Source organism: Streptomyces canus, assembly GCF_041435015.1.
Classification (GTDB): domain Bacteria; phylum Actinomycetota; class Actinomycetes; order Streptomycetales; family Streptomycetaceae; genus Streptomyces; species Streptomyces canus_G.
Genome location: NZ_CP107989.1, coordinates 2,721,904 through 2,740,839, shown reverse-complemented (window position 1 = coordinate 2,740,839; position 18,936 = coordinate 2,721,904). Strand labels below are relative to the sequence as shown.

Genomic DNA, 18,936 nt, shown 5'->3' with positions numbered 1-18,936 from the left:
CCGGTGGTGCGAGACTCCCGAGGTGAGCGGTCGCCGCTGCCGAAGCGCGCGGTTGCCCGATTCCCCGCGGTGACGACGATCCGGTCTCCCGTCCCGCTGTGGTGTACGGCCGATCCGTCAGCGATACGAAGGCGTACGTATGTCAACTGAACTCCCCGAACCTGCCGCCCCACCCCCCACCGGAACCGGCGAGTCCTCCGCGGCGCCCACTCGGCGCACCTTCATCGCCACCAGCACCGCGGTCGGTGGTGCCGTCGTCGCGGGCGGCGTCATCGGAGGCACGTTCCTCGCCGACCCGGAGGAAGCGACGGCCGCCGAGAGGCCGCCGTCCAGCCGTGTATCCCTGACGGTCAACGGCACCCGCCGTACCGTGACGGTCGACAACCGCACCTCGCTGCTGGACCTGCTCCGCGAGCACCTCGGCCTCACGGGCTCCAAGAAGGGCTGCAACGCCGGAGCCTGCGGGGCGTGCACGGTCCTGATCGAGGGTCAGCGGCACAACGCCTGCCTGACGCTCGCGGTGCGTCTGGAGGGGACCGACGTCACCACGATCGAGGGCCTGGCCGAGGGCGATCAACTCCACCCGCTGCAACAGGCGTTCATCGACCAGGACGCCTTCCAGTGCGGCTATTGCACGCCCGGACAGATCGTCTCCGGTGTCGGCTGCATCCAGGAGGGTCACACCGGCTCGCCGGAGGAGATCCGGGAGTGGATGAGCGGCAACATCTGCCGCTGCGGCTGCTACGTCAAGATCGTGCGCGCGGTGGAGCAGACCGCGGGCCGGAAGTGAGGATCGGCCGCCATGCATCCCTTCTCCTACACCCGCGTCTCCGACACCCGTGAAGCCCTCGACGCCGGTCGCCACGGCGGCCGGTACATCGCCGGCGGCACCACCCTGGTCGACCTCATGCGGGAGGCCGTCGAACGCCCCGAGACCCTCGTCGACATCACCGCCCTGCCGCTGGGCGAGATCACCGTCACCGAGGGCGGGGGCCTGCGCATCGGCGCCCTGGTGACCATGTCCGAGGCCGCCGCCCACGCCAAGGTGCGCACCTTGTATCCCGTCGTCTCCGAGGCGTTGGAGCTGAGCGCGTCGGCCCAGCTGCGGAACATGGCGACCATCGGCGGCAACATCATGCAGCGCACCCGCTGCTCGTACTTCCGGGACGTCACCGCCGACTGCAACAAGCGCGAGCCCGGCTCCGGTTGTACCGCGCTGCACGGCGTCAACCGCACGCACGCCATCCTCGGGACCTCCGACGCCTGCGTGGCCACGCACCCGTCCGATGCCGCCGTGGCCTTCGCCGCCCTGGAGGCACGGGTGCACCTGCTGGGCCCGGACGGAGTACGCCACATCCCCTTCGCCGACTTCCTGTTGCGGCCGGGCAGCACCCCACAACGCGAACAGGCCCTGCGTAAAGGTGAGTTGATCACGGCGGTGGGGGTTCCCGCTCTCCCGCGCCCGCTCAGGTCCGGCTATCTGAAGGTGCGTGACCGGCAGTCGTACGAGTTCGCCCTGACCTCGGCGGCCGTCGCGCTGCACGTACGCGGTGGGGTGATCCGCGAGGCCAAGGTCGCCGCCGGGGGAGTGGGCACCGTGCCCTGGAAGCTGCCCGCCGTCGAGCAGCACCTCGTCGGTGAACGCCCCTCCGGGGCCCTCTGGTCGGCCGCTGCCGCGAAGGCGGCGGAAGGCGCCCGTCCCCTGCAGCACAACCGCTTCAAGGTCGAGCTGCTCAAGCGCACTGTCGAACGCCAGCTGCGCGTCGTAGGAGGTACCAAGTGAGCCCCCAGCCGCGCGCAGCCGTGGGTGCGCCGCTGTCCCGGGTGGACGGCCGGCTCAAGGTCACCGGCCAGGCGCTGTACGCCGCCGAGCACGAGGTCGAGGGATCCGTTCACGCCGTCATCGTCGACGCGGCCATCGGCCGCGGCCGCATCACGTCGATCGACAGCGCCGCCGCCGAAGCCCTTTCGGGCGTACTGAAGGTGCTCCACCACCGCAACGCGCCGAAGCTGCCGTACCGCGACAACTCCGGGTCGAACAATCCGCCCGGCCGGCGACTGCGTGTCTTCCAGGACGACCGTGTCCGCTTCCACGGCCAGCCGGTCGCCGTCGTGGTGGCCACCACCCTGGAGGCCGCACAGCACGGTGCGAGTCTGGTCAAGGTCGGCTACGACGCCGAACAGCCCTCGACCGACCTGACCGAGGCCGAGCCGGACGAGCCGACCCGTTACGCGCGCGGCGACGCCGAAGGGGCCCTGCGCTCAGCGGCCGTGCGGCTGGACCTGACGTACCGCACGGCGCGCAACCACCACAACCCGATGGAGCCGCACGCCACCATCGCCCGCTGGAAAGGCGACAAGCTCACCGTGTGGGACAAGACCCAGTGGGTGGTGGGCACACAGACCGAACTCGCCACGGTGTTCGGCCTGGAGACGGATGCGGTGCGGGTCATCTCGCCGTTCGTCGGAGGCGGTTTCGGCACGGCCCTGCGCTGCTGGCCGCACGTGGTCGTCGCCGCGCTGGCCGCCCGCGAGACCAAGCGCCCGGTCAAGCTGGTCCTCAGCCGCAAGCAGATGTACCTCGGTACCGGTTTCCGGCCCTCGTACACGTACCACCTGCGCCTCGGCAGTGACCGGCGCGGCCGTCTGACCGCCGCGGTGCACGAGCTGGACGCCGAGACGTCCTCGTACGAGACGTTCACCGAGTCCGTCCTGGCGGCCGGACAGATGCTCTACAGCATGCCCAACGTGACCCAGAGGTATCGGACGGTGCCGCTGGATCTGCCCACGCCCCTGTACATGCGCGGCCCGGGATTCCAGACGGCCTCCTTCGTCATCGAGTCGGCCATGGACGAACTCGCCCACAAGCTCGGCGTCGACCCGATCGAACTGCGCCGGCGCAACGAGCCGTCGGAGGACGAGTCGTCAGGGCTGCCGTTCTCCACCCGCCGGCTGCGCGAGTGCTGCACCGTCGGCGCCCGCGAGTTCGGCTGGGACCGTCGCCGTCCCGAGCCCCGCTCCACGCGCGAGGGGGACTGGCTGATCGGCAGGGGCATGGCCGCCGGTGTCTACGACACCGCCCGCATGCCCGCCCAGGCCCGGGCCCGCCTGGACGCCGACGGCACCGCGCTGGTCGAGGCCGCCGCCACCGACATGGGCCCGGGCACGTACACCTCGCAGACCCAGGTCGCGGCCGACGCCCTCGGGTTGACCGTGCGCACGGTCACCTTCCGGCTGGGGGACTCCCTCTACCCGCCGACCCCACCGCACGGCGGCTCGATGACCATGGCCAGCGTCGGCTCCGCCACCCTCGACGCCTGCGACAAGGTCCGTCGTCAGGCGATCCGACTGGCCGTCGAGGACCGCGAGTCGCCGCTGTACGGGGTGGCGGCAGACGAGGTCGTGGTGCGGGGCGGCCGACTGCACGTGAGGAACGACCCCACGCGCGGGGAGACGTACCGGCGGCTGCTGACCCGCAACGACCGCACCCACCTGGAAGCGGACGGCTCCTTCGCGCCGCCGACGGGCCCCGAGCGGCACTCCTTCTACGGCTACAACGCCACCTTCGCCGAAGTGGCCGTCGACGTGACGCTGGGCCTGGTGCGGGTGCGGCGCGTACTCGGCGTGTACGACGCGGGCCGCATCATCAGCCCCAAGCTCGCCGACAGCCAGGCCCTCGGCGGCATGGTCGGCGGTATCGGCACGGCCCTGCTGGAGCACACGGTCACCGACCACCGCGACGGGCGGATCGTCAACGCGAACCTCGCCGACTACCTGGTGCCCGTCAACGCCGACATCCCCGACCTCAAGGCGATCTATCTGGACGGCGAGGACCGCGAGGCCGACCCGCTCGGCGTCAAGGGCCTCGGAGAGCTCGTGATGATCGGGGTGGCGCCCGCCATCGCCAACGCCGTCTTCAACGCCACCGGCCGCCGCATCCGTGAACTGCCCATCACCGCGGACGCGTTGCTCTGATCCGCGGACTTCGGTCCGGCGGAGTGCACACCGCTCGTCCGGCAGCCTGACCCGTCCTGCCCGGAGGCTGCCGGACCTCCCAGGGCCGCCGCCGCGTGACGTTTCCCCGCGTCGTGGCGGCGGCCCGCTCACCGTCCCGTCCTGGTCCTGCCGTGAAGAACCATGTCGTGGTTGCCCGTTTCGCCGCCGCGGGCGATGTGGTGGCGGCCGTGCGTCCCGACAACCACCTGTACGGAAGGGCCGTGCCCAGGGCGCGCGAAGCCGATGAAGCCCGAGACAACACGGCATGGTGCCCGCACCCGGAGGGAAGGCCGCCGCCCGAAGCGGTCCGCCGGGGCCGACGGCCGACCGGGTGCCCGGGTCGTCTCTGTCGCCGCCATTGTGCGCGAGCGGGGGGGGGAGAGACGACGGCCGGGTGGCCCAGCTTCCCGGCACCCCTCAGGCGATCGTCGCCTTCTCGCTGTCGCCGGCTCCTCCAGGACACCTTGCCGATGACGCACCCCATGAAGTGCGTGGCGACGGGGACGTCGGCTCACTCCGCGTCCGCCACCACCGATCCCACCCGCTCCGCGAGGCTCGGGTCCCGGCGGACCAGGAGGGTCGCGTAGCCGATGGCCGCGAGCAACGTGGCCAGGGCGGCGTACGGGAACCAGCTGTACGGGGCCGGCTGGCCGGGCTTGGCCAGGTAGTAGAGGGGGACCAGGATGGCCAGGGCGCCGATCGCGGGCAGGACGAGGTGTCGGACGGGCCGGAACTCCTGGGGGCGGTACCGGCGGTAGTAGAGGGGGAGGGCGATGTTGGACGCCAGGTAGACCAGCAGGATCAGGATGGCGCCGAGGCTCGATGACTCCGTGAAGAAGACCACGGGGTTCATCGGACCGCCGCCGGAGCCGAGCAGATGGCCCAGTCCCCAGCCGCCGATGATCAGCAGCGCGGTGACGGCGAAGGTGACGATCGCGTTGTTCGGCGTACGGCGCGTGGGATGGACGTAGCCGAAGAAGGACGGCAGCAGTCCCTCGCGCCCCGCGTTGAAGACCAGGCGGGCCTGGGAGTTGATGCCCGCGATCAGGACGCCGAGGGTGGAGGTCAGGCCGCCGACGTAGGCGAGGAACGCCAGCGCGCCGAGGGTGTGCTGGGCGACGTCGATGAACGGGATGGGGGAGGCGCCGAGCCGGTCCAGGTCGTAGCCGAAGCCGGTCACCGTGGCGTAGGAGAAGAGGATGTAGCTCACCGTCATGATCGCGACCGAGGAGAACACCGCGCGGCCGACGTTGCGCCGTGGGTTCTCCGTCTCCTCGGCGAGGGCCGCCGAGTTCTCCCAGCCGATGAACAGGTACACCGCCAGCGGGAATCCGGCCGCGAGCCCCTTGAGGCCGTGGGTGAGACGGCCGGGCAGGAACGGGGCGGCGGAGAGGGCGCCGCGATGCTCGACGATCGCCGCGACCGAGACCACGACGAGCACCAGCATCTCCACGCCGAAGAAGTAGCCGGCCCACTTGGTGGAGACGACGATCCCGCGCAGCATCAGCACCACCGAGCAACCGGTGAGCAGCAGCGTCCAGATGATCCACGGCACGTCGACGCCCGTGTAGTGGTGCAGGGTGATCTGCACGAAGCCACCCGAGATCGCGATCACCGAGGCCATCGCGATGATGTAGCCGAGTCCGGCCAGCAGGGCCGTGGTCACCGCGCTGACCGGACCGAAGGTCTTGCCGACGAAGGTGGTGAAGCTGCCCGCCGAGGGGTGGGCCCGGGAGAACTCGGCCAGCGTGTTGCCGAGCAGCGCGACCGCCACCCCCGCCGCCACGATGGTCAGCGGGGACGCGATCCCCGCGGTGGTGGCGAGGAAGGCGAAGCCGAAGAAGAAGCTCATCGCCGGACCGACGTTGGCCATCGTGGCGGCGGCGATGTCCGCCATGCCGAGGACACCGCCGCGCAGCCGCTGCGGTGCGTCGTCGGCGGGGCCCGACGTCGACGAGGGGCCGACAGGTCCGGGTACCGGCATGGGACAGCTCCTTCAGCGAGGTCGGCGGCTCAGTAAAAGGGGAGATCAGTTCAGGCCGGCGTGCCGGTGCGCCTTCACCGCGCGGACCGCCGGGTCCATGGCACCGCGGGTGAGTTGGTCGAGCAGGTCGGCGTGGCAGCGGTTGCGCGCCCGTACGACCGAAGGGGTGGGCGCGGGCCCCAGCAGGCACTGGCGGCCGAGCAGGTCGGCGGCGAACTCACGGATCCCGACGCCGCCGAGCGCCTCGGCCAGGTCGAGGTGGAAGCGGGTCTCCAGTTCGAGCAGCCGGGCCGGGTCATCGGCCAGGTCCAGCTCCTCGATGAGGGTGTGCAGTCCGTCGAGGCGTCCGTCCGGGACCTCACCCGAGCCGTGCGCCACGAGACCGCATTCGAGCAGCAGATGGAAGGATTCCAGCGAGGCCGTCTCGTCGACGTCGTGCAGCACGGCGACGACCGTGTCCCATTCGGCCGCGACGAAGGTGCCGCCGGACCGGCCCCGACGGCGGTCGAGCAGGCCGTCCTGGCACATGGCCTCCAGCGCGCGGCGCACGGTGATCTCGCTGATCCCCAGTTCCTCGGCGAGGACGCCCGCGTCCGGCAGCCGGTCGCCCGGCGCCACGGACCTCAGCCGTATCCGCAGGGCGATCCTGGACCGGACGAGTTCGGCTCCCGTGGTGCCCCGGCCGGCCAGGACGCGGGTGTCCCACACCCCGCCGACCTGCGCGGGCGCCGCCTGGTTGTAGGGCCCGAACTTGCCCGCTGCGTTCACCACGACGCCACCCTAACGGCCTGCTGAGCGAGGTTACGGGGGACGGTGGCACGGCGTGCTCTGCATGTACGGAAAATAGAGCAACATGAACAGTTAAACAAGACTGTTTTTTCTGATCGTGCTGAACTAATTTCCCGGTCCATGACTGCAACCCTCCCCGAAACCCCTCCCGCGGAGTCCGGTGGCCTGCAGGCCGGGCTCAAGAACCGCCACCTGTCGATGATCGCGATCGGCGGCGTCATCGGCGCCGGTCTGTTCGTCGGATCCGGCTCCGGCATCGCCGCCGCCGGCCCCGGCATCCTCGTCTCGTACGCCCTCGTCGGCGTCCTCGTCGTCCTCGTGATGCGCATGCTCGGCGAGATGGCCGCGGCCAACCCCACCTCGGGCTCGTTCTCCGCCTACGCCGACCGCGCGCTGGGCCGCTGGGCCGGGTTCACCATCGGCTGGCTGTACTGGTTCTTCTGGGTCGTGGTGCTCGCCGTCGAGGCGACCGCCGGGGCCAAGATCCTGGCCGGCTGGATACCCGCGGTCCCGCAGTGGGGCTGGGCCCTGATCGTCATGGTCGTCCTGACCGCCACCAACCTGGTCTCGGTCAGCTCCTACGGCGAGTTCGAGTTCTGGTTCGCCGGCATCAAGGTCGTCGCGATCGCCGCGTTCATCGTGGTCGGAGGACTCGCGATCTTCGGTCTGCTGCCGGGTTCGGACCACCCGGCCTCCGGATTCTCCAACCTCACCGCGCACGGCGGCTTCCTGCCCAACGGCCCCGGAGCGATCCTCACCGGCGTCCTGATGGTGGTCTTCTCCTTCATGGGCAGCGAGATCGTCACCCTCGCCGCGGGTGAGACCGCCGATCCGCGGGCCGCCGTCACCAAGGCCACCAACAGCGTGATCTGGCGGATCGCGGTGTTCTACCTGGGCTCGATCCTGATCGTGGTGTCGCTGCTGCGCTGGGACGACCCGGCCATCCTCAAGGACGGCTCGTACGTCGCCGCCCTCAGCTCCATCGGCATCCCGCACGCCGCCCAGATCATGAATGCCATCGTGCTGACCTCCGTGCTCTCCTGCCTCAACTCCGGCCTGTACACGGCCTCGCGCATGGCCTTCTCGCTCGGCCGCCGCAGCGACGCCCCGGCCGCGCTCGGGCGGACCACGGGCCGCGGTGTGCCGCAGGCGGCCATCCTGGCCTCGGTGGTCTTCGGCTTCGTCGCGGTCGCCTTCAACTACCTGTGGCCCGACACGGTCTTCCAGTTCCTGCTCAACTCCTCCGGCGCGATCGCCCTGTTCGTCTGGCTGGTGATCTGCTTCTCCCAGCTGCGGATGCGCAAGATCATCGAGCGGGAGTCGCCGGAGAAGCTGGTCGTCCGGATGTGGCTCTACCCCTACCTCACCTGGGCCACCATCGCCCTGATCACTTTCGTCCTGGGCTACATGCTCACCGACACCGCCGACGGTGGAGGCCGCGACCAGGTCGTCCTGTCCACCCTGGTCGCCCTCGCCGTGGTGGTCTACGCGGTGATACGCCAACGCCGGGCCGCCCGGACCGAGCCGCAGCTCTCCAACCAGGTCTGACCTGCGGTTTCTCTGGCCTTCGCCGACTTTGGCATGATTCCCGCATGAGGATCTCGCAGCGCGCCCAGTCCGTCGCGCCGTTCTACGCCATGGAGTTCGGCAAGCACGCCGCGGCACTGGAGGCCGAGGGGCACCGCGTCGTCAAGCTCAGTCTCGGAGAGCCGGACTTCGGGGCGCCCCCGGCCGTGCTGGACGCGCTGCGGGAGGCCGTGGGCAGCAGGCCCATGAGCTACACCGGAGCGCTCGGACTGCCCGCACTGCGGCAGGCCATAGCGCGGTTCTACGGCGATCAGCACGGCGTCGACGTCGATCCGGGCCGGGTCGTCGTGACCGCGGGGGCGTCGGCGGCACTGGTGCTGGGCGCCGCCGCCCTCGTCGACCCGGGGGACGAGGTGCTCATCGCCGACCCGTCCTACCCCTGCAACCGGCAGATCGCCGAGAGCTTCGGGGCGCGGGTCACCCTCGTCCCCACCAGTGCCGGGTCGCGGTACCAGCTGGATACGGCCTCCGTAGGGTCGTCCTGGACGGACCGCACCCGCGGGATCATGGTCGCGAGTCCCTCCAACCCGACCGGCACCTCCGTCCCGGCAGACGAGCTGGCGGCCATCTGCGCGCTCGCCCGGGAACGGGACGCGTGGCGGATCGTCGACGAGATCTACCTCGACCTCGGCGATCACGACGCGCAGGGGCGGCCGCCGCGCAGTGTGCTGTCGTACGACCAGGACGCCGTCGTCATCAACAGCTTCTCGAAGTACTTCGGGATGACCGGCTGGCGGCTGGGCTGGTGTGTCGTGCCCGAGGCGCTGGTGCCCGCGCTGGAGCGGCTGGCCCAGAACTACATGATCTGTGCCTCCACCCCCGCCCAGTACGCCGCGCTCGCGTGTTTCACGCCCGGGTCGCTCGCCGTGTGCGAGGAGCGGCGGGCCGAGTTCGGGCGGCGGCGGACGCTGGTCCTCGAGGGGCTGGAGCAGATCGGGCTGCCGGTGCCCGTGCCGCCCGACGGGGCGTTCTACGTCTACTTCGACGTCAGCGGCACCGGGCTCACCTCGTGGGAGTTCTGCGGACGGGCGCTCGAGGAGGCGCACGTGGCCCTCACACCGGGACGGGACTTCGGGGTCGGGACCGCCGAGACCCATGTACGGCTGTCCTACGCGGCCTCGGCCGACGCACTGCGCGAGGGGATCGCGCGGCTCGGGAAGTTCGTGGCCACGCTCGCCTAGTGCCTGCCGAGGCACTGGACATGGCACAGGGGCCGGTCCGTGTGGACCGGCCCCTGTGTCGTTCAGTCGATCAGACCAGGTCGAAGCGGTCCAGGTTCGAGACCTTGACCCATGCGTCGACGAAGTCCCTCACGAACTTCTCCTTCGCGTCGTCGCTCGCGTAGACCTCCGCGAGGGCGCGCAGCTCGGAGTTGGAGCCGAAGACCAGGTCGGCACGGGTGCCGGTCCACTTCAGCTTGCCCGTCTCCGCGTCACGGCCCTCGAAGGCGGTCTGGTCCTCGGAGGTGGACTTCCACGTCGTGCCCAGGTCGAGCAGGTTGACGAAGAAGTCGTTGGTCAGGACGCCCGGCCGGTCGGTGAAGACGCCGTGCGTCGTGCCGCCCTGGTTGGCGCCGAGGACGCGCAGACCACCGACGAGGGCGGTCATCTCGGGGGCGCTCAGGGTGAGCAGGTTCGCCCGGTCGAGCAGCAGGTACTCGGCCGGCAGGCGGTTGCCCTTGCCGAGGTAGTTGCGGAAGCCGTCCGCGACCGGCTCCAGCGCCGCGAAGGACTCCACGTCGGTGTGCTCCTCGGTGGCGTCCACGCGACCCGGCGTGAAGGGGACCTCCACGTAGTAGCCCGCGTCCTTGGCGGCCTGCTCGACCGCCGCGGCACCCGCGAGGACGATCAGGTCGGCCAGGGAGACCTTCTTGGCGCCGGTGTTGAACTCGGCCTGGACGCCCTCCAGGACGCGCAGGACCTGGCCGAGCTGCTCGGGGTCGTTGACCTCCCAGCCGCGCTGCGGCTCCAGGCGGATCCGGGCACCGTTGGCGCCGCCGCGCTTGTCGCTGCCGCGGAAGGTGGACGCCGAGGCCCACGCCGTCGACACCAGCTGCGAGACGGTCAGGCCCGTCTCCAGGACCTTGGCCTTCAGGGACGCCACGTCACCGGCGTCGATGGTCTCGCCCTCGGCCTGCGGCAGCGGGTCCTGCCACAGCAGCGTCTCCGCCGGGACCTCCGGGCCGAGGTACAGGGACTTCGGGCCCAGGTCACGGTGGGTCAGCTTGTACCAGGCGCGGGCGAAGGCGTCCGCGAACTGGTCCGGGTTCTCGTGGAAGCGCTTCGAGATCTCGCCGTAGATCGGGTCGAAGCGCAGCGAGAGGTCCGTGGTGAGCATGGTGGGACGGCGCTTCTTCGACGTGTCGTGCGCGTCCGGGATGATCTCCTCGGAGTCCTTGGCCACCCACTGGTTGGCACCGGCGGGGCTCTGGGTGAGCTCCCACTCGTAGCCGAAGAGGATGTCGAAGAAGTCGTTGCTCCACTGGGTGGGCTTGGTGGTCCAGGTGACCTCGAGACCGGAGGTGATGGCGTCGCCGCCCTTGCCGGTGCCGTAGGTGGACTTCCAGCCCAGGCCCTGCTCCTCCATGGAGGCGGCCTCGGGGTCGTTGCCGACGCTCTCCGCCGGGCCGGCGCCGTGGGTCTTGCCGAAGGTGTGGCCACCGGCGATGAGGGCGACGGTCTCCTCGTCGTTCATCGCCATGCGGCGGAACGTCTCACGGATGTCGCGGGCCGCGGCCAGCGGGTCCGGGTTGCCGTTGGGGCCCTCGGGGTTGACGTAGATGAGGCCCATCTGGACGGCGCCGAGCGGGTTCTCCAGCTCACGGTCGCCGGTGTAGCGCTGGTCGTCGAGCCAGGTGGTCTCGGGACCCCAGTAGACGTCCTCGTCGGCCTCCCAGACGTCGGCGCGGCCGCCGGCGAAGCCGAAGGTCTCGAAGCCCATCGTCTCCAGGGCGACGTTGCCGGTGAGGATCATGAGGTCGGCCCAGGAGATGGACTGGCCGTACTTCTTCTTCACCGGCCACAGCAGACGGCGGGCCTTGTCGAGGTTGCCGTTGTCCGGCCAGCTGTTCAGCGGCGCGAAGCGCTGCTGGCCACGGCCGCCACCGCCGCGGCCGTCGCTGATGCGGTAGGTGCCGGCGCTGTGCCAGGCCATCCGGATCATCAGCGGGCCGTAGTTGCCGAAGTCCGCGGGCCACCAGTCCTGCGAGGTGGTGAGCACCTCGGCGATGTCCCGTTTCACGGCGTCCAGGTCCAGGGCCTGGAAGGCCTCGGCGTAGTCGAAGTCCGCACCGAGCGGGTTCGCCACGACGGGGTCCTTGGCGAGGATCTTCAGGTTCAGCCGCTCCGGCCACCACTGGCGGTTGCCACCGCCCTGGGTCGGGTGCGGGGCGCGCCCGTGCGCGACCGGGCAGCCACCGGTGCCCTCAGTCTTGGCGTCGGTGACGATTGCATCGGGGTTCTCAGACATTTCAGTCCTTCCGAACTGGGTGGATCACGGTGCTGAAATAAGCCTTTGGGGGGAACAGTCGGGGCACAGGCCCCAGTAGATGACCTCGGCCTCGTCGATCGAGAAGCCGCCGTCGTCGGAAGCTGTCAGGCAGGGTGCGTGACCGACGGCACAGTCGACGTCGACGACGGCCCCGCACGACCGGCAGACCAGGTGATGGTGGTTGTCCCCGACCCGTCCCTCGAACCGCGCAGGGCTGCCGGGCGGCTCGAGGCGGCGCACGAGACCCGCCGCGGTGAGCGAGTGCAGGGCCTCGTACACGGCCTGGAGGGATATGTGGCCGAGGCGGTCGCGCACTCCCGTGGCGAGCGCGTCGGCCGCGAGGTGGTCACCGGCCCGCACGGTCTCGAGCAGTGCGACGCGTGCGGCCGTCACCCGCAGGCCGGCACCGCGCAGCTCGTCGGCGGTGTTCGGAATCCGGGGGGCGGTCATGCGACCAACCTACCCCCACAAACACGAATGGTTCAAGAAATGGAACCGTTCCAAATCTGTGGCGCCTCAGTTCGGGGCTCCTCCGGCACACGAAGGCGCTCACAACACTGGCCGGTGAGGTGTGCGGGCGGTGTAACCCCTGATGAACGGCACGGGAGACATCTGTGTAATGGGCATTTCGTACGGTCGGAGGAGATCGAATCGGTTGAGCTCAGGGAGGCGTGCCCGTGGTGCGGACGGTCTGCTCGTACTGCGGTGTGGGCTGCGGCCTGGTCCTCGACATCGGCACCGGCCCGGACGGACGGCGTACGGTCCTGAAGGCGTCCGGAGACAAGGAGCACCCCGCCAACTTCGGCAAGCTCTGCACCAAGGGCGCCACCACCGCCGACCTGCTCGCCGCGCCCGGACGGCTGACCACGGCCCTGGTCCGGCCCGAGCGGGGCGAGGAGCCGGTGCCCGAAGCCGTCGGCGTGGCGATCACCGAGACGGCCAGGCGGCTGCGGGAGATCATCGACGCGCACGGCCCCGACGCGGTCTCGCTCTACGTCTCCGGCCAGATGAGCCTGGAGGCGCAGTACCTGGCGAACAAGCTGGCCAAGGGGTTCGTACGGACCAACCAGATCGAGTCGAACTCCCGGCTGTGCATGGCCGGCGCCGGCACCGGCTACAAGCTGTCGCTCGGCGCGGACGGCCCGCCCGGCTCGTACCAGGACTTCGAGAAGGCCGACCTGTTCTTCGTCATCGGCTCCAACATGGCCGACTGCCATCCCATCCTGTTCCTCAGGATGATGGAGCGGGTGAAGTCGGCGGGCGCCAAGGTGATCGTCGTCGATCCGCGGCGCACCGCCACGGCCGCGAAGGCGGACCTGTTCCTGCAGATCAAGCCGGGTGCCGACCTCGCGCTGCTGAACGGCCTGCTGCACCTGCTGCACGCCGAGGGCCACATCGACCCCGAGTTCGTCGCCGCCCACACCGAGGGCTGGGAGGCGATGCCGGAGTTCCTCGCGGACTACCCGCCCGCCGCGGTGGCCGAGATGACGGGCCTCGCCGAGGAGGACATCCGGGAGGCGGCGCGGCTCATCGGATCGGCCGGTGAGTGGATGAGCCTGTGGACCATGGGCCTCAACCAGTCCACCCACGGCACCTGGAACACCAACGCCCTGGTCAACCTCCATCTCGCCACGGGCGCCATCTGCCGCCCCGGCAGCGGCCCCTTCTCCCTCACCGGCCAGCCCAACGCCATGGGCGGCCGCGAGATGGGCTACATGGGCCCGGGCCTGCCCGGCCAGCGGTCCGTCCTCGTCGACGACGAGCGGGCCTTCATCGAGGACCTCTGGGAACTGCCCCCGGACACCCTGCGCGCCGACGGCGTCGGCAAGGGCACGGTCGAGATGTTCCGGAAGATGGCCGACGGCGAGATCAAGGCCTGCTGGATCATCTGCACCAACCCGGTCGCCTCCGTCGCCAACCGCCGCACGGTCATCGAGGGCCTGGAGGCCGCCGAGTTCGTCGTCACACAGGACGTCTTCGCCGACACCGAGACCAACGCGTACGCCGACGTCGTGCTGCCCGGCGCGCTGTGGACGGAGGGCGAGGGCGTCTTCGTCAACAGCGAGCGCAACCTCACGCTGACCCCGGCGGTGGCCGACCCGCCCGGCGAGGCGATGGCGGACTGGCGGATCATCGCGGCCGTCGCGTGCGAGATGGGGTACGAGAAGGGGTTCTCCTACGACAGCGCGGAGGACGTCTTCGAGGAGATCAAGCAGGCCTGGAACCCGAAGACGGGCTGGGATCTGCGCGGAGTCTCGTACGAGCGGCTGCGGGAGACGCCGGTGCAGTGGCCCGCGGCGAGTCCGGACGGGCCCGACCGGAATCCGATCCGGTACGTGGGGGAGGACGGCTCACTGACGTTCCCCACCGCGAGCGGGCGGGGCATCTTCCACGCCCGGCCGCACATCCCGCCGGCCGAGATGCCGGACGACGACTATCCGTTCGTCCTCAACACGGGGCGGCTCCAGCACCAGTGGCACACGCTGACCAAGACGGCGAAGGTGGCGAAGCTGAACAAGCTGAACCCCGGGCCCTTCGTGGAACTGCACCCTCAGGACGCGTCGGCCCTGGACGTGGCCGACGGTGACTCCGTCGAGGTGGCCTCCCGGCGCGGCCGGGCCGTGCTGCCGGCCGTCGTGACGGACCGGGTGCGGCCGGGGTGCTGCTTCGCGCCCTTCCACTGGAACGACCTGTTCGGGGAGTACCTGAGCGTCAACGCGGTGACGAGTGACGCGGTGGACCCGCTGTCGTTCCAGCCGGAGTTCAAGGTGTGCGCGGTGTCGCTGACGAAGGTGGCCGTGCCGGTGACCTTGCGGGCTCCGGCAGCCGCGGTGGCTCCGGCTCCGGAAGCTGCGCTGGAGGTCGCTGAGGCTGTTCCCCCCGCGTCCATGGCCGCGACCGTCTTCGGCCTCGACCCCGCACCGCCGCCCGTCCTCACCGCGCAGGAACGTCAGTACCTGGTCGGCTTCCTTGCCGGGGTCCACGCCGGGGTGCCCGGGGTGCCGGTCCTGCCGCCCGACGCGCCCTTCAGCCCCGAACACGCCCTGTGGGTGAACGGCACACTCGCCGGAATGTACTCACGGGCGGCGGCCACACAGCCCTCGGCCACACTGCTGCGCCGTGAGGTGGTCATCCTCTGGGCCTCGCAGACCGGCAACGCCGAGGAGTTCGCGGCCGCCACCGCCGAGCGGCTCACCACCTCCGGCCACAGCACCTCCATGGTCGGCATGGACCAGGCAGATCTCGGCGAACTACCGCCCGGCGCCGACCTGTTGCTGATCACCAGCACCTTCGGCGACGGCGACGCCCCCGACAACGGCAGCGGCTTCTGGGAGACCCTGGCCGACCCCGGCACCCCCCGCCTGGAGGGTCGCCGGTACGCCGTGCTGGCCTTCGGCGACTCGTCGTACGACGACTTCTGCGGGCACGGCCGCCGTCTCGACCAGCGCCTCGACGAACTGGGCGCGCTGCGGCTGGCCCCGCGCACGGACTGCGAGCCGGACTTCGAGGACGCGGCGCACGGCTGGCTGGACCAGATTCTGACGGCGCTGTCCGACACCCCCGCGGCCGACACCGTGCCCTCGGCCCCCACGGTGATCCACGCATCCCCGGCCGCGCCCCGGACGGCCCCCGCCCCGCCCCGCTCGAAGAAGCCCGCCCCCGTCCTCGCCCGCCTCGCCGGCAACCGCCTCCTGAGCCTGCCCGGCGCCGGCAAGGAGGTCCGCAGGTTCACCTTCGACACCCGCGACAGCGAGAGCCCGCTCCTCTACGACGCCGGGGACGCCCTCGGCATCCGGCCGCTCAACTCGGCGGACCTGGTCGAGGAATGGCTGGCCGTCACCGGCCTGGACGCCGGGGCCGTGGTGGACCTGAACGGCGTAGGGGAGGTCCCGGTCGGCGAGGCGTTCCTGCGGCACCTCGACATCACCAGGATCACCCCCGGCCTGCTCCGGTTCGTCGCCGAACGCACCCGGGACCCGCGGGAGTTGAAGAAGCTCCTGCGTCCGGACAACAAGGACGAGCTCGCCAGGTGGGGCTGGGGCCGCCAGGCCGTGGACGTGATCACGGAGTACGGCGTGAAGGCCGGCCCGCAGGAGTGGACGCAGACCCTCGGACGCCTCCAGCCGCGTCTGTACTCCATCTCGTCCAGCCCGCTGACCGACCCGCACCTCGTGTCGCTGACCGTCTCCGTCGTGCGCTACGAGAACCTGCACGGCAGGCCCCGCCAGGGTGTCTGCTCGCCCTTCCTCGCCGATGCCGCCGCGGACACCCCGGTGCCGGTGCACGTCCAGCGTTCTCCGCACTTCCGGCCGCCGGCCGACTCCGGCACGCCCATGGTCATGGTCGGCCCCGGCACCGGCGTCGCCCCCTTCGTCGGCTTCCTGGAGCAGCGCCGGGCTCTCGGCCACCGGGGCCCCAACTGGCTGTTCTTCGGCGAACAGCACAAGGCGACCGACTTCTACTACGAGGACGAGCTGACGGGATTCCTCGCGGACGGCACGCTCGCCCGCCTCGACACCGCCTTCTCCCGTGACCAGCGCGCGAAGGTCTACGTCCAGGACCGGATGCGTGAACACGGCCCGTTGCTGTGGTCCTGGCTCCAGGACGGCGCCCACTTCTCCGTGTGCGGCGACGCCTCCCGCATGGCGAAGGACGTCGACCGGGCGCTCAGGGACATCGCGGTCCTCCACGGCGGCTTGGACGAGGCGGGCGCGGCGGCCTATGTGAAGCAACTCGCCACGGACAAGCGCTATGTGCGTGACATCTACTGACCCGGACCCGTGGGCGGAGTCCCGGCCACACGTGGGAGTATCGGTCGCCATGAAGGCGTCCCCAGCGGTCCGGAGCCTGCGCGCAGCGGTGTTCGCCGCGCTGTGCGTGCTGCTGGCCACCGGGGGCCATGCACTGGCGACCGGGATGGCGCCGCCGGTGTGGACGCAGGCGGCCGGGTTCGTGCCGATGTTCGTGACCGGCTGGCTGCTCGGCGGCCGGGAGCGGTCGCTCGGGGCCATCGGCGGGGCGACACTCACGTCCCAGGGCGGGCTGCATCTGGCCTTCGGCGCGGCACGACCGCGCTCCATGGGAACGCCGTCTGGCATGGCGATGCACCACATGTCGGCGACGCACACGATGACCATGCACGGCCTGCGCATGGCGCATATGGCGGCACCGCACTCCCACGCCCTGACCCCGCACGCCACCGCCGCCCACGTCTCGGCCGCTCTCCTGCTGACCTGGTGGCTCCGCCGCGGCGAGGCGGCCTTGTGGTCCCTGCTGCGCCGGGCGGGCACGCTCGTACCGGGCCTCGCCGCCTGGTGGCGGGGGTACGGCGAACCGGTCGCCCCGGACCCCGTACGCCCGCCCGCCGACGGCCCGTGCGCGCCTCGTCCCCTCCTGCTCCGCCACACGGTCCACCGGCGCGGACCGCCCACCACGATCCCGTACCCGATCTGACCCTTTCGCCCCTTTCCTGTCAGTACGGAGATCCCTCACCCATGTCCTCAGCACGCACTTCGCTGCGCCGCCTCGGCCTCGGCAGCGCCCTCGCCGCCGCCGCGGTCCTGACCGCCGCCGGCGCCGCCTCCGCGCACGTCACCGTCCACCCCGAGAGCTACGCCAAGGGCGCCACCGACGGAGCCCTGACCTTCCGGGTCCCGGACGAGAGCGACACCGCGAGCACCACGAAGGTCCAGCTGTTCCTGCCCACCGACCACCCGTTGCTCGGCGTGCTCGTCTCCCCGCACGACGGGTGGACCGCGAAGGTCACCGACACCAAGCTCAAGACACCGGTCAAGACGGACGACGGCACGATCACCGACGCGGTCTCCGAGATCACCTGGACCGGGGGGAAGATCGGGCCGGGACAGTACGAGGACTTCGACGTCGCCTTCGGCCAACTCCCCGACGACACCGCGCAGCTGACCTTCAAGACCCTCCAGACCTACTCCGACGGGAAGGTCGTCCGCTGGATCGAGGAGGCCGCCCAGGGCGACGAGGAGCCGGAGAACCCGGCGCCGGTCCTCAAGCTGACGGCGGCCGGGGCCACGTCGGCCACCGCGTCGCGGACCTCCGCGGTCGCGTCCAAGGCGTCGAAGGCCTCCGCGAGCGACTCCACCGCCCGCGGTCTCGGCGTCGCCGGGCTGGTCGTGGGCGTGCTGGGCCTCGCGGCCGGGGCCTTCGCCGTCGTACGGGGCCGCCGTTCGCAGTGAGCGGGAACCTGTGGATTTCCGTACCCACAGGAGTGATCGGTGCCCGGATGGAAGGATGAGGCGCGATGACGGCAGGGTGGTGTTCTCGCACGGTACGGGCCGCGGTGTTCGCGGCCGTCTGTGTGCTGCTCGCCGCCCTGGGCCACGTCCTCATGTCCGGCACCCATATGCCCGGATGGACGCTGGCCGCGGGCCTGGTCGTGACCGGGTGCGCGGGCTGGTGCCTGACCGGCCGTGAACGCGGACTGCCGCTGATCGTGGCCGTCGTGGTCGTTGCCCAGACGGCCCTGCACGCGGCGTTCTCCCTCGCGCAGCCCACCCCGGCGGCGCAGGACGTCGGTGCGATGCACATGGAGTCCATGCACGCGAGTGGCATGGGCTCCATGGATACGTCCCTCATGGGGACATCGGCCGGCGTCGATGCTCTCTCGTTCTGGTTGCCGTTCGGGATGTACGTCGCCCACCTGCTCGCCGCGCTCCTGACCGGTCTCTGGCTGGCGTACGGCGAGAGGGCCGCGTTCCGTGTCCTGCGGGCCGTCGCAGCACGGCTCGCGGCCCCGCTGCGGCTGTTGCTCGCCCTGCCCGCCACCCCGCACCGCCCGCGTCTGCGGGCGCGCCGGCCCCGCTCGGAGCGGGAGCCCCGGCTTCTCCTTCTCGTCCACGCGATCACCCACCGGGGACCGCCCCTGGGGACCGCTGTCGCCTGACGACAGACGGCACCCCCGAGGAAGCCCCTGTGCGCCTCGGGCTGGTCGTGCACCCACATCTGTGCTCCCCGCACACGTGGTCGCCGCACGGCTGCATCCCCTCACCGGACCGCCGCGCACCCCAGCGCACCGCCATCACAGCGGTGGCCCGGATCACGGCTGACCCGAGAAGGAC

General features: G+C 71.0%; 13 protein-coding genes. 9 read left to right on the top strand and 4 right to left on the bottom strand.

All coding sequences use genetic code 11. The annotated features are described in order from the left end of the window. The first annotated feature begins 139 nt into the window (after positions 1-139). The 3 genes from OG841_RS12110 to OG841_RS12100 are packed head-to-tail and all read left to right on the top strand — an operon-like array spanning position 140 to position 3,975. The gene (locus OG841_RS12110) at positions 140-790 is read left to right on the top strand and encodes a (2Fe-2S)-binding protein (protein ID WP_328641363.1); all 651 of its coding nucleotides are present in this window, start codon (positions 140-142) and stop codon (positions 788-790) included. Between the two features lie 12 nt (positions 791-802). Then, positions 803-1,783 (top strand): FAD binding domain-containing protein, encoded by a 981-nt coding sequence (locus OG841_RS12105; protein ID WP_328641364.1) that lies wholly within the window; start codon positions 803-805, stop codon positions 1,781-1,783. Further along, positions 1,780-3,975, top strand: coding sequence for a xanthine dehydrogenase family protein molybdopterin-binding subunit (locus OG841_RS12100; RefSeq protein WP_328641365.1), 2,196 nt, complete (start codon positions 1,780-1,782; stop codon positions 3,973-3,975). Before OG841_RS12105 ends, OG841_RS12100 begins: the two co-directional genes overlap by 4 nt. Before the next feature lie 532 nt (positions 3,976-4,507). On the opposite strand, the gene OG841_RS12095 is transcribed toward OG841_RS12100, so the two are convergent. Together OG841_RS12095 and OG841_RS12090 are read right to left on the bottom strand one after the other, a co-directional pair. Further along, positions 4,508-5,980 carry an APC family permease gene (locus tag OG841_RS12095; RefSeq protein ID WP_328641366.1) on the bottom strand — a complete coding sequence of 491 codons (1,473 nt, stop codon included), beginning with the start codon at positions 5,978-5,980 and terminating at the stop codon, positions 4,508-4,510. A 45-nt stretch (positions 5,981-6,025) separates the two neighbouring features. Further along, complete coding sequence (locus OG841_RS12090) at positions 6,026-6,751, bottom strand: FadR/GntR family transcriptional regulator (protein WP_328641367.1); 726 nt, start codon at positions 6,749-6,751, stop codon at positions 6,026-6,028. Between the two features lie 138 nt (positions 6,752-6,889). Here OG841_RS12090 and OG841_RS12085 point away from each other — a divergent pair, with 138 nt between their 5' ends. Both OG841_RS12085 and OG841_RS12080 read left to right on the top strand, forming a co-directional pair. Further along, positions 6,890-8,317, top strand: a complete 1,428-nt coding sequence (locus OG841_RS12085) for an amino acid permease (RefSeq protein ID WP_328641368.1) — start codon at positions 6,890-6,892, stop codon at positions 8,315-8,317. A 44-nt stretch (positions 8,318-8,361) separates the two neighbouring features. Beyond that, positions 8,362-9,537 (top strand): pyridoxal phosphate-dependent aminotransferase, encoded by a 1,176-nt coding sequence (locus tag OG841_RS12080; RefSeq protein WP_328641369.1) that lies wholly within the window; start codon positions 8,362-8,364, stop codon positions 9,535-9,537. A 70-nt stretch (positions 9,538-9,607) separates the two neighbouring features. Here the strand turns inward: OG841_RS12080 and katG are convergent, their stop codons facing one another. Next, the gene (gene katG / locus OG841_RS12075) at positions 9,608-11,824 is read right to left on the bottom strand and encodes a catalase/peroxidase HPI (protein WP_371564950.1); all 2,217 of its coding nucleotides are present in this window, start codon (positions 11,822-11,824) and stop codon (positions 9,608-9,610) included. Positions 11,825-11,848: 24 nt separating this feature from the next. After that, positions 11,849-12,295 carry a Fur family transcriptional regulator gene (locus OG841_RS12070; RefSeq protein ID WP_328641371.1) on the bottom strand — a complete coding sequence of 149 codons (447 nt, stop codon included), beginning with the start codon at positions 12,293-12,295 and terminating at the stop codon, positions 11,849-11,851. Between the two features lie 227 nt (positions 12,296-12,522). Between OG841_RS12070 and OG841_RS12065 the strand changes: the two genes are divergently transcribed. From OG841_RS12065 to OG841_RS12050, 4 genes are all read left to right on the top strand, one after another. Further along, positions 12,523-16,617 carry a molybdopterin-dependent oxidoreductase gene (locus OG841_RS12065; protein ID WP_371570661.1) on the top strand — a complete coding sequence of 1,365 codons (4,095 nt, stop codon included), beginning with the start codon at positions 12,523-12,525 and terminating at the stop codon, positions 16,615-16,617. Positions 16,618-16,666: 49 nt separating this feature from the next. Then, on the top strand, positions 16,667-17,299 hold the full coding sequence (locus OG841_RS12060) for a hypothetical protein (protein WP_328641372.1): 633 nt from the start codon (positions 16,667-16,669) through the stop codon (positions 17,297-17,299). A 41-nt stretch (positions 17,300-17,340) separates the two neighbouring features. Continuing rightward, positions 17,341-18,054, top strand: coding sequence for a YcnI family protein (locus OG841_RS12055; protein WP_328641373.1), 714 nt, complete (start codon positions 17,341-17,343; stop codon positions 18,052-18,054). 65 nt (positions 18,055-18,119) lie between these two features. Further along, positions 18,120-18,761, top strand: coding sequence for a hypothetical protein (locus tag OG841_RS12050; RefSeq protein ID WP_328641374.1), 642 nt, complete (start codon positions 18,120-18,122; stop codon positions 18,759-18,761). Positions 18,762-18,936: the final 175 nt, after the last annotated feature.

Coding starts and splice junctions, on each gene's coding strand:
- OG841_RS12110 (WP_328641363.1), top strand. CDS start 140: ATGTCAACTGAACTCCCCGAACCTGCCGCCCCACCCCCCACCGGAACC.
- OG841_RS12105 (WP_328641364.1), top strand. CDS start 803: ATGCATCCCTTCTCCTACACCCGCGTCTCCGACACCCGTGAAGCCCTC.
- OG841_RS12095 (WP_328641366.1), bottom strand. CDS start 5,980: ATGCCGGTACCCGGACCTGTCGGCCCCTCGTCGACGTCGGGCCCCGCC.
- OG841_RS12085 (WP_328641368.1), top strand. CDS start 6,890: ATGACTGCAACCCTCCCCGAAACCCCTCCCGCGGAGTCCGGTGGCCTG.
- OG841_RS12080 (WP_328641369.1), top strand. CDS start 8,362: ATGAGGATCTCGCAGCGCGCCCAGTCCGTCGCGCCGTTCTACGCCATG.
- katG (WP_371564950.1), bottom strand. CDS start 11,824: ATGTCTGAGAACCCCGATGCAATCGTCACCGACGCCAAGACTGAGGGC.
- OG841_RS12070 (WP_328641371.1), bottom strand. CDS start 12,295: ATGACCGCCCCCCGGATTCCGAACACCGCCGACGAGCTGCGCGGTGCC.
- OG841_RS12060 (WP_328641372.1), top strand. CDS start 16,667: ATGAAGGCGTCCCCAGCGGTCCGGAGCCTGCGCGCAGCGGTGTTCGCC.
- OG841_RS12055 (WP_328641373.1), top strand. CDS start 17,341: ATGTCCTCAGCACGCACTTCGCTGCGCCGCCTCGGCCTCGGCAGCGCC.
- OG841_RS12050 (WP_328641374.1), top strand. CDS start 18,120: ATGACGGCAGGGTGGTGTTCTCGCACGGTACGGGCCGCGGTGTTCGCG.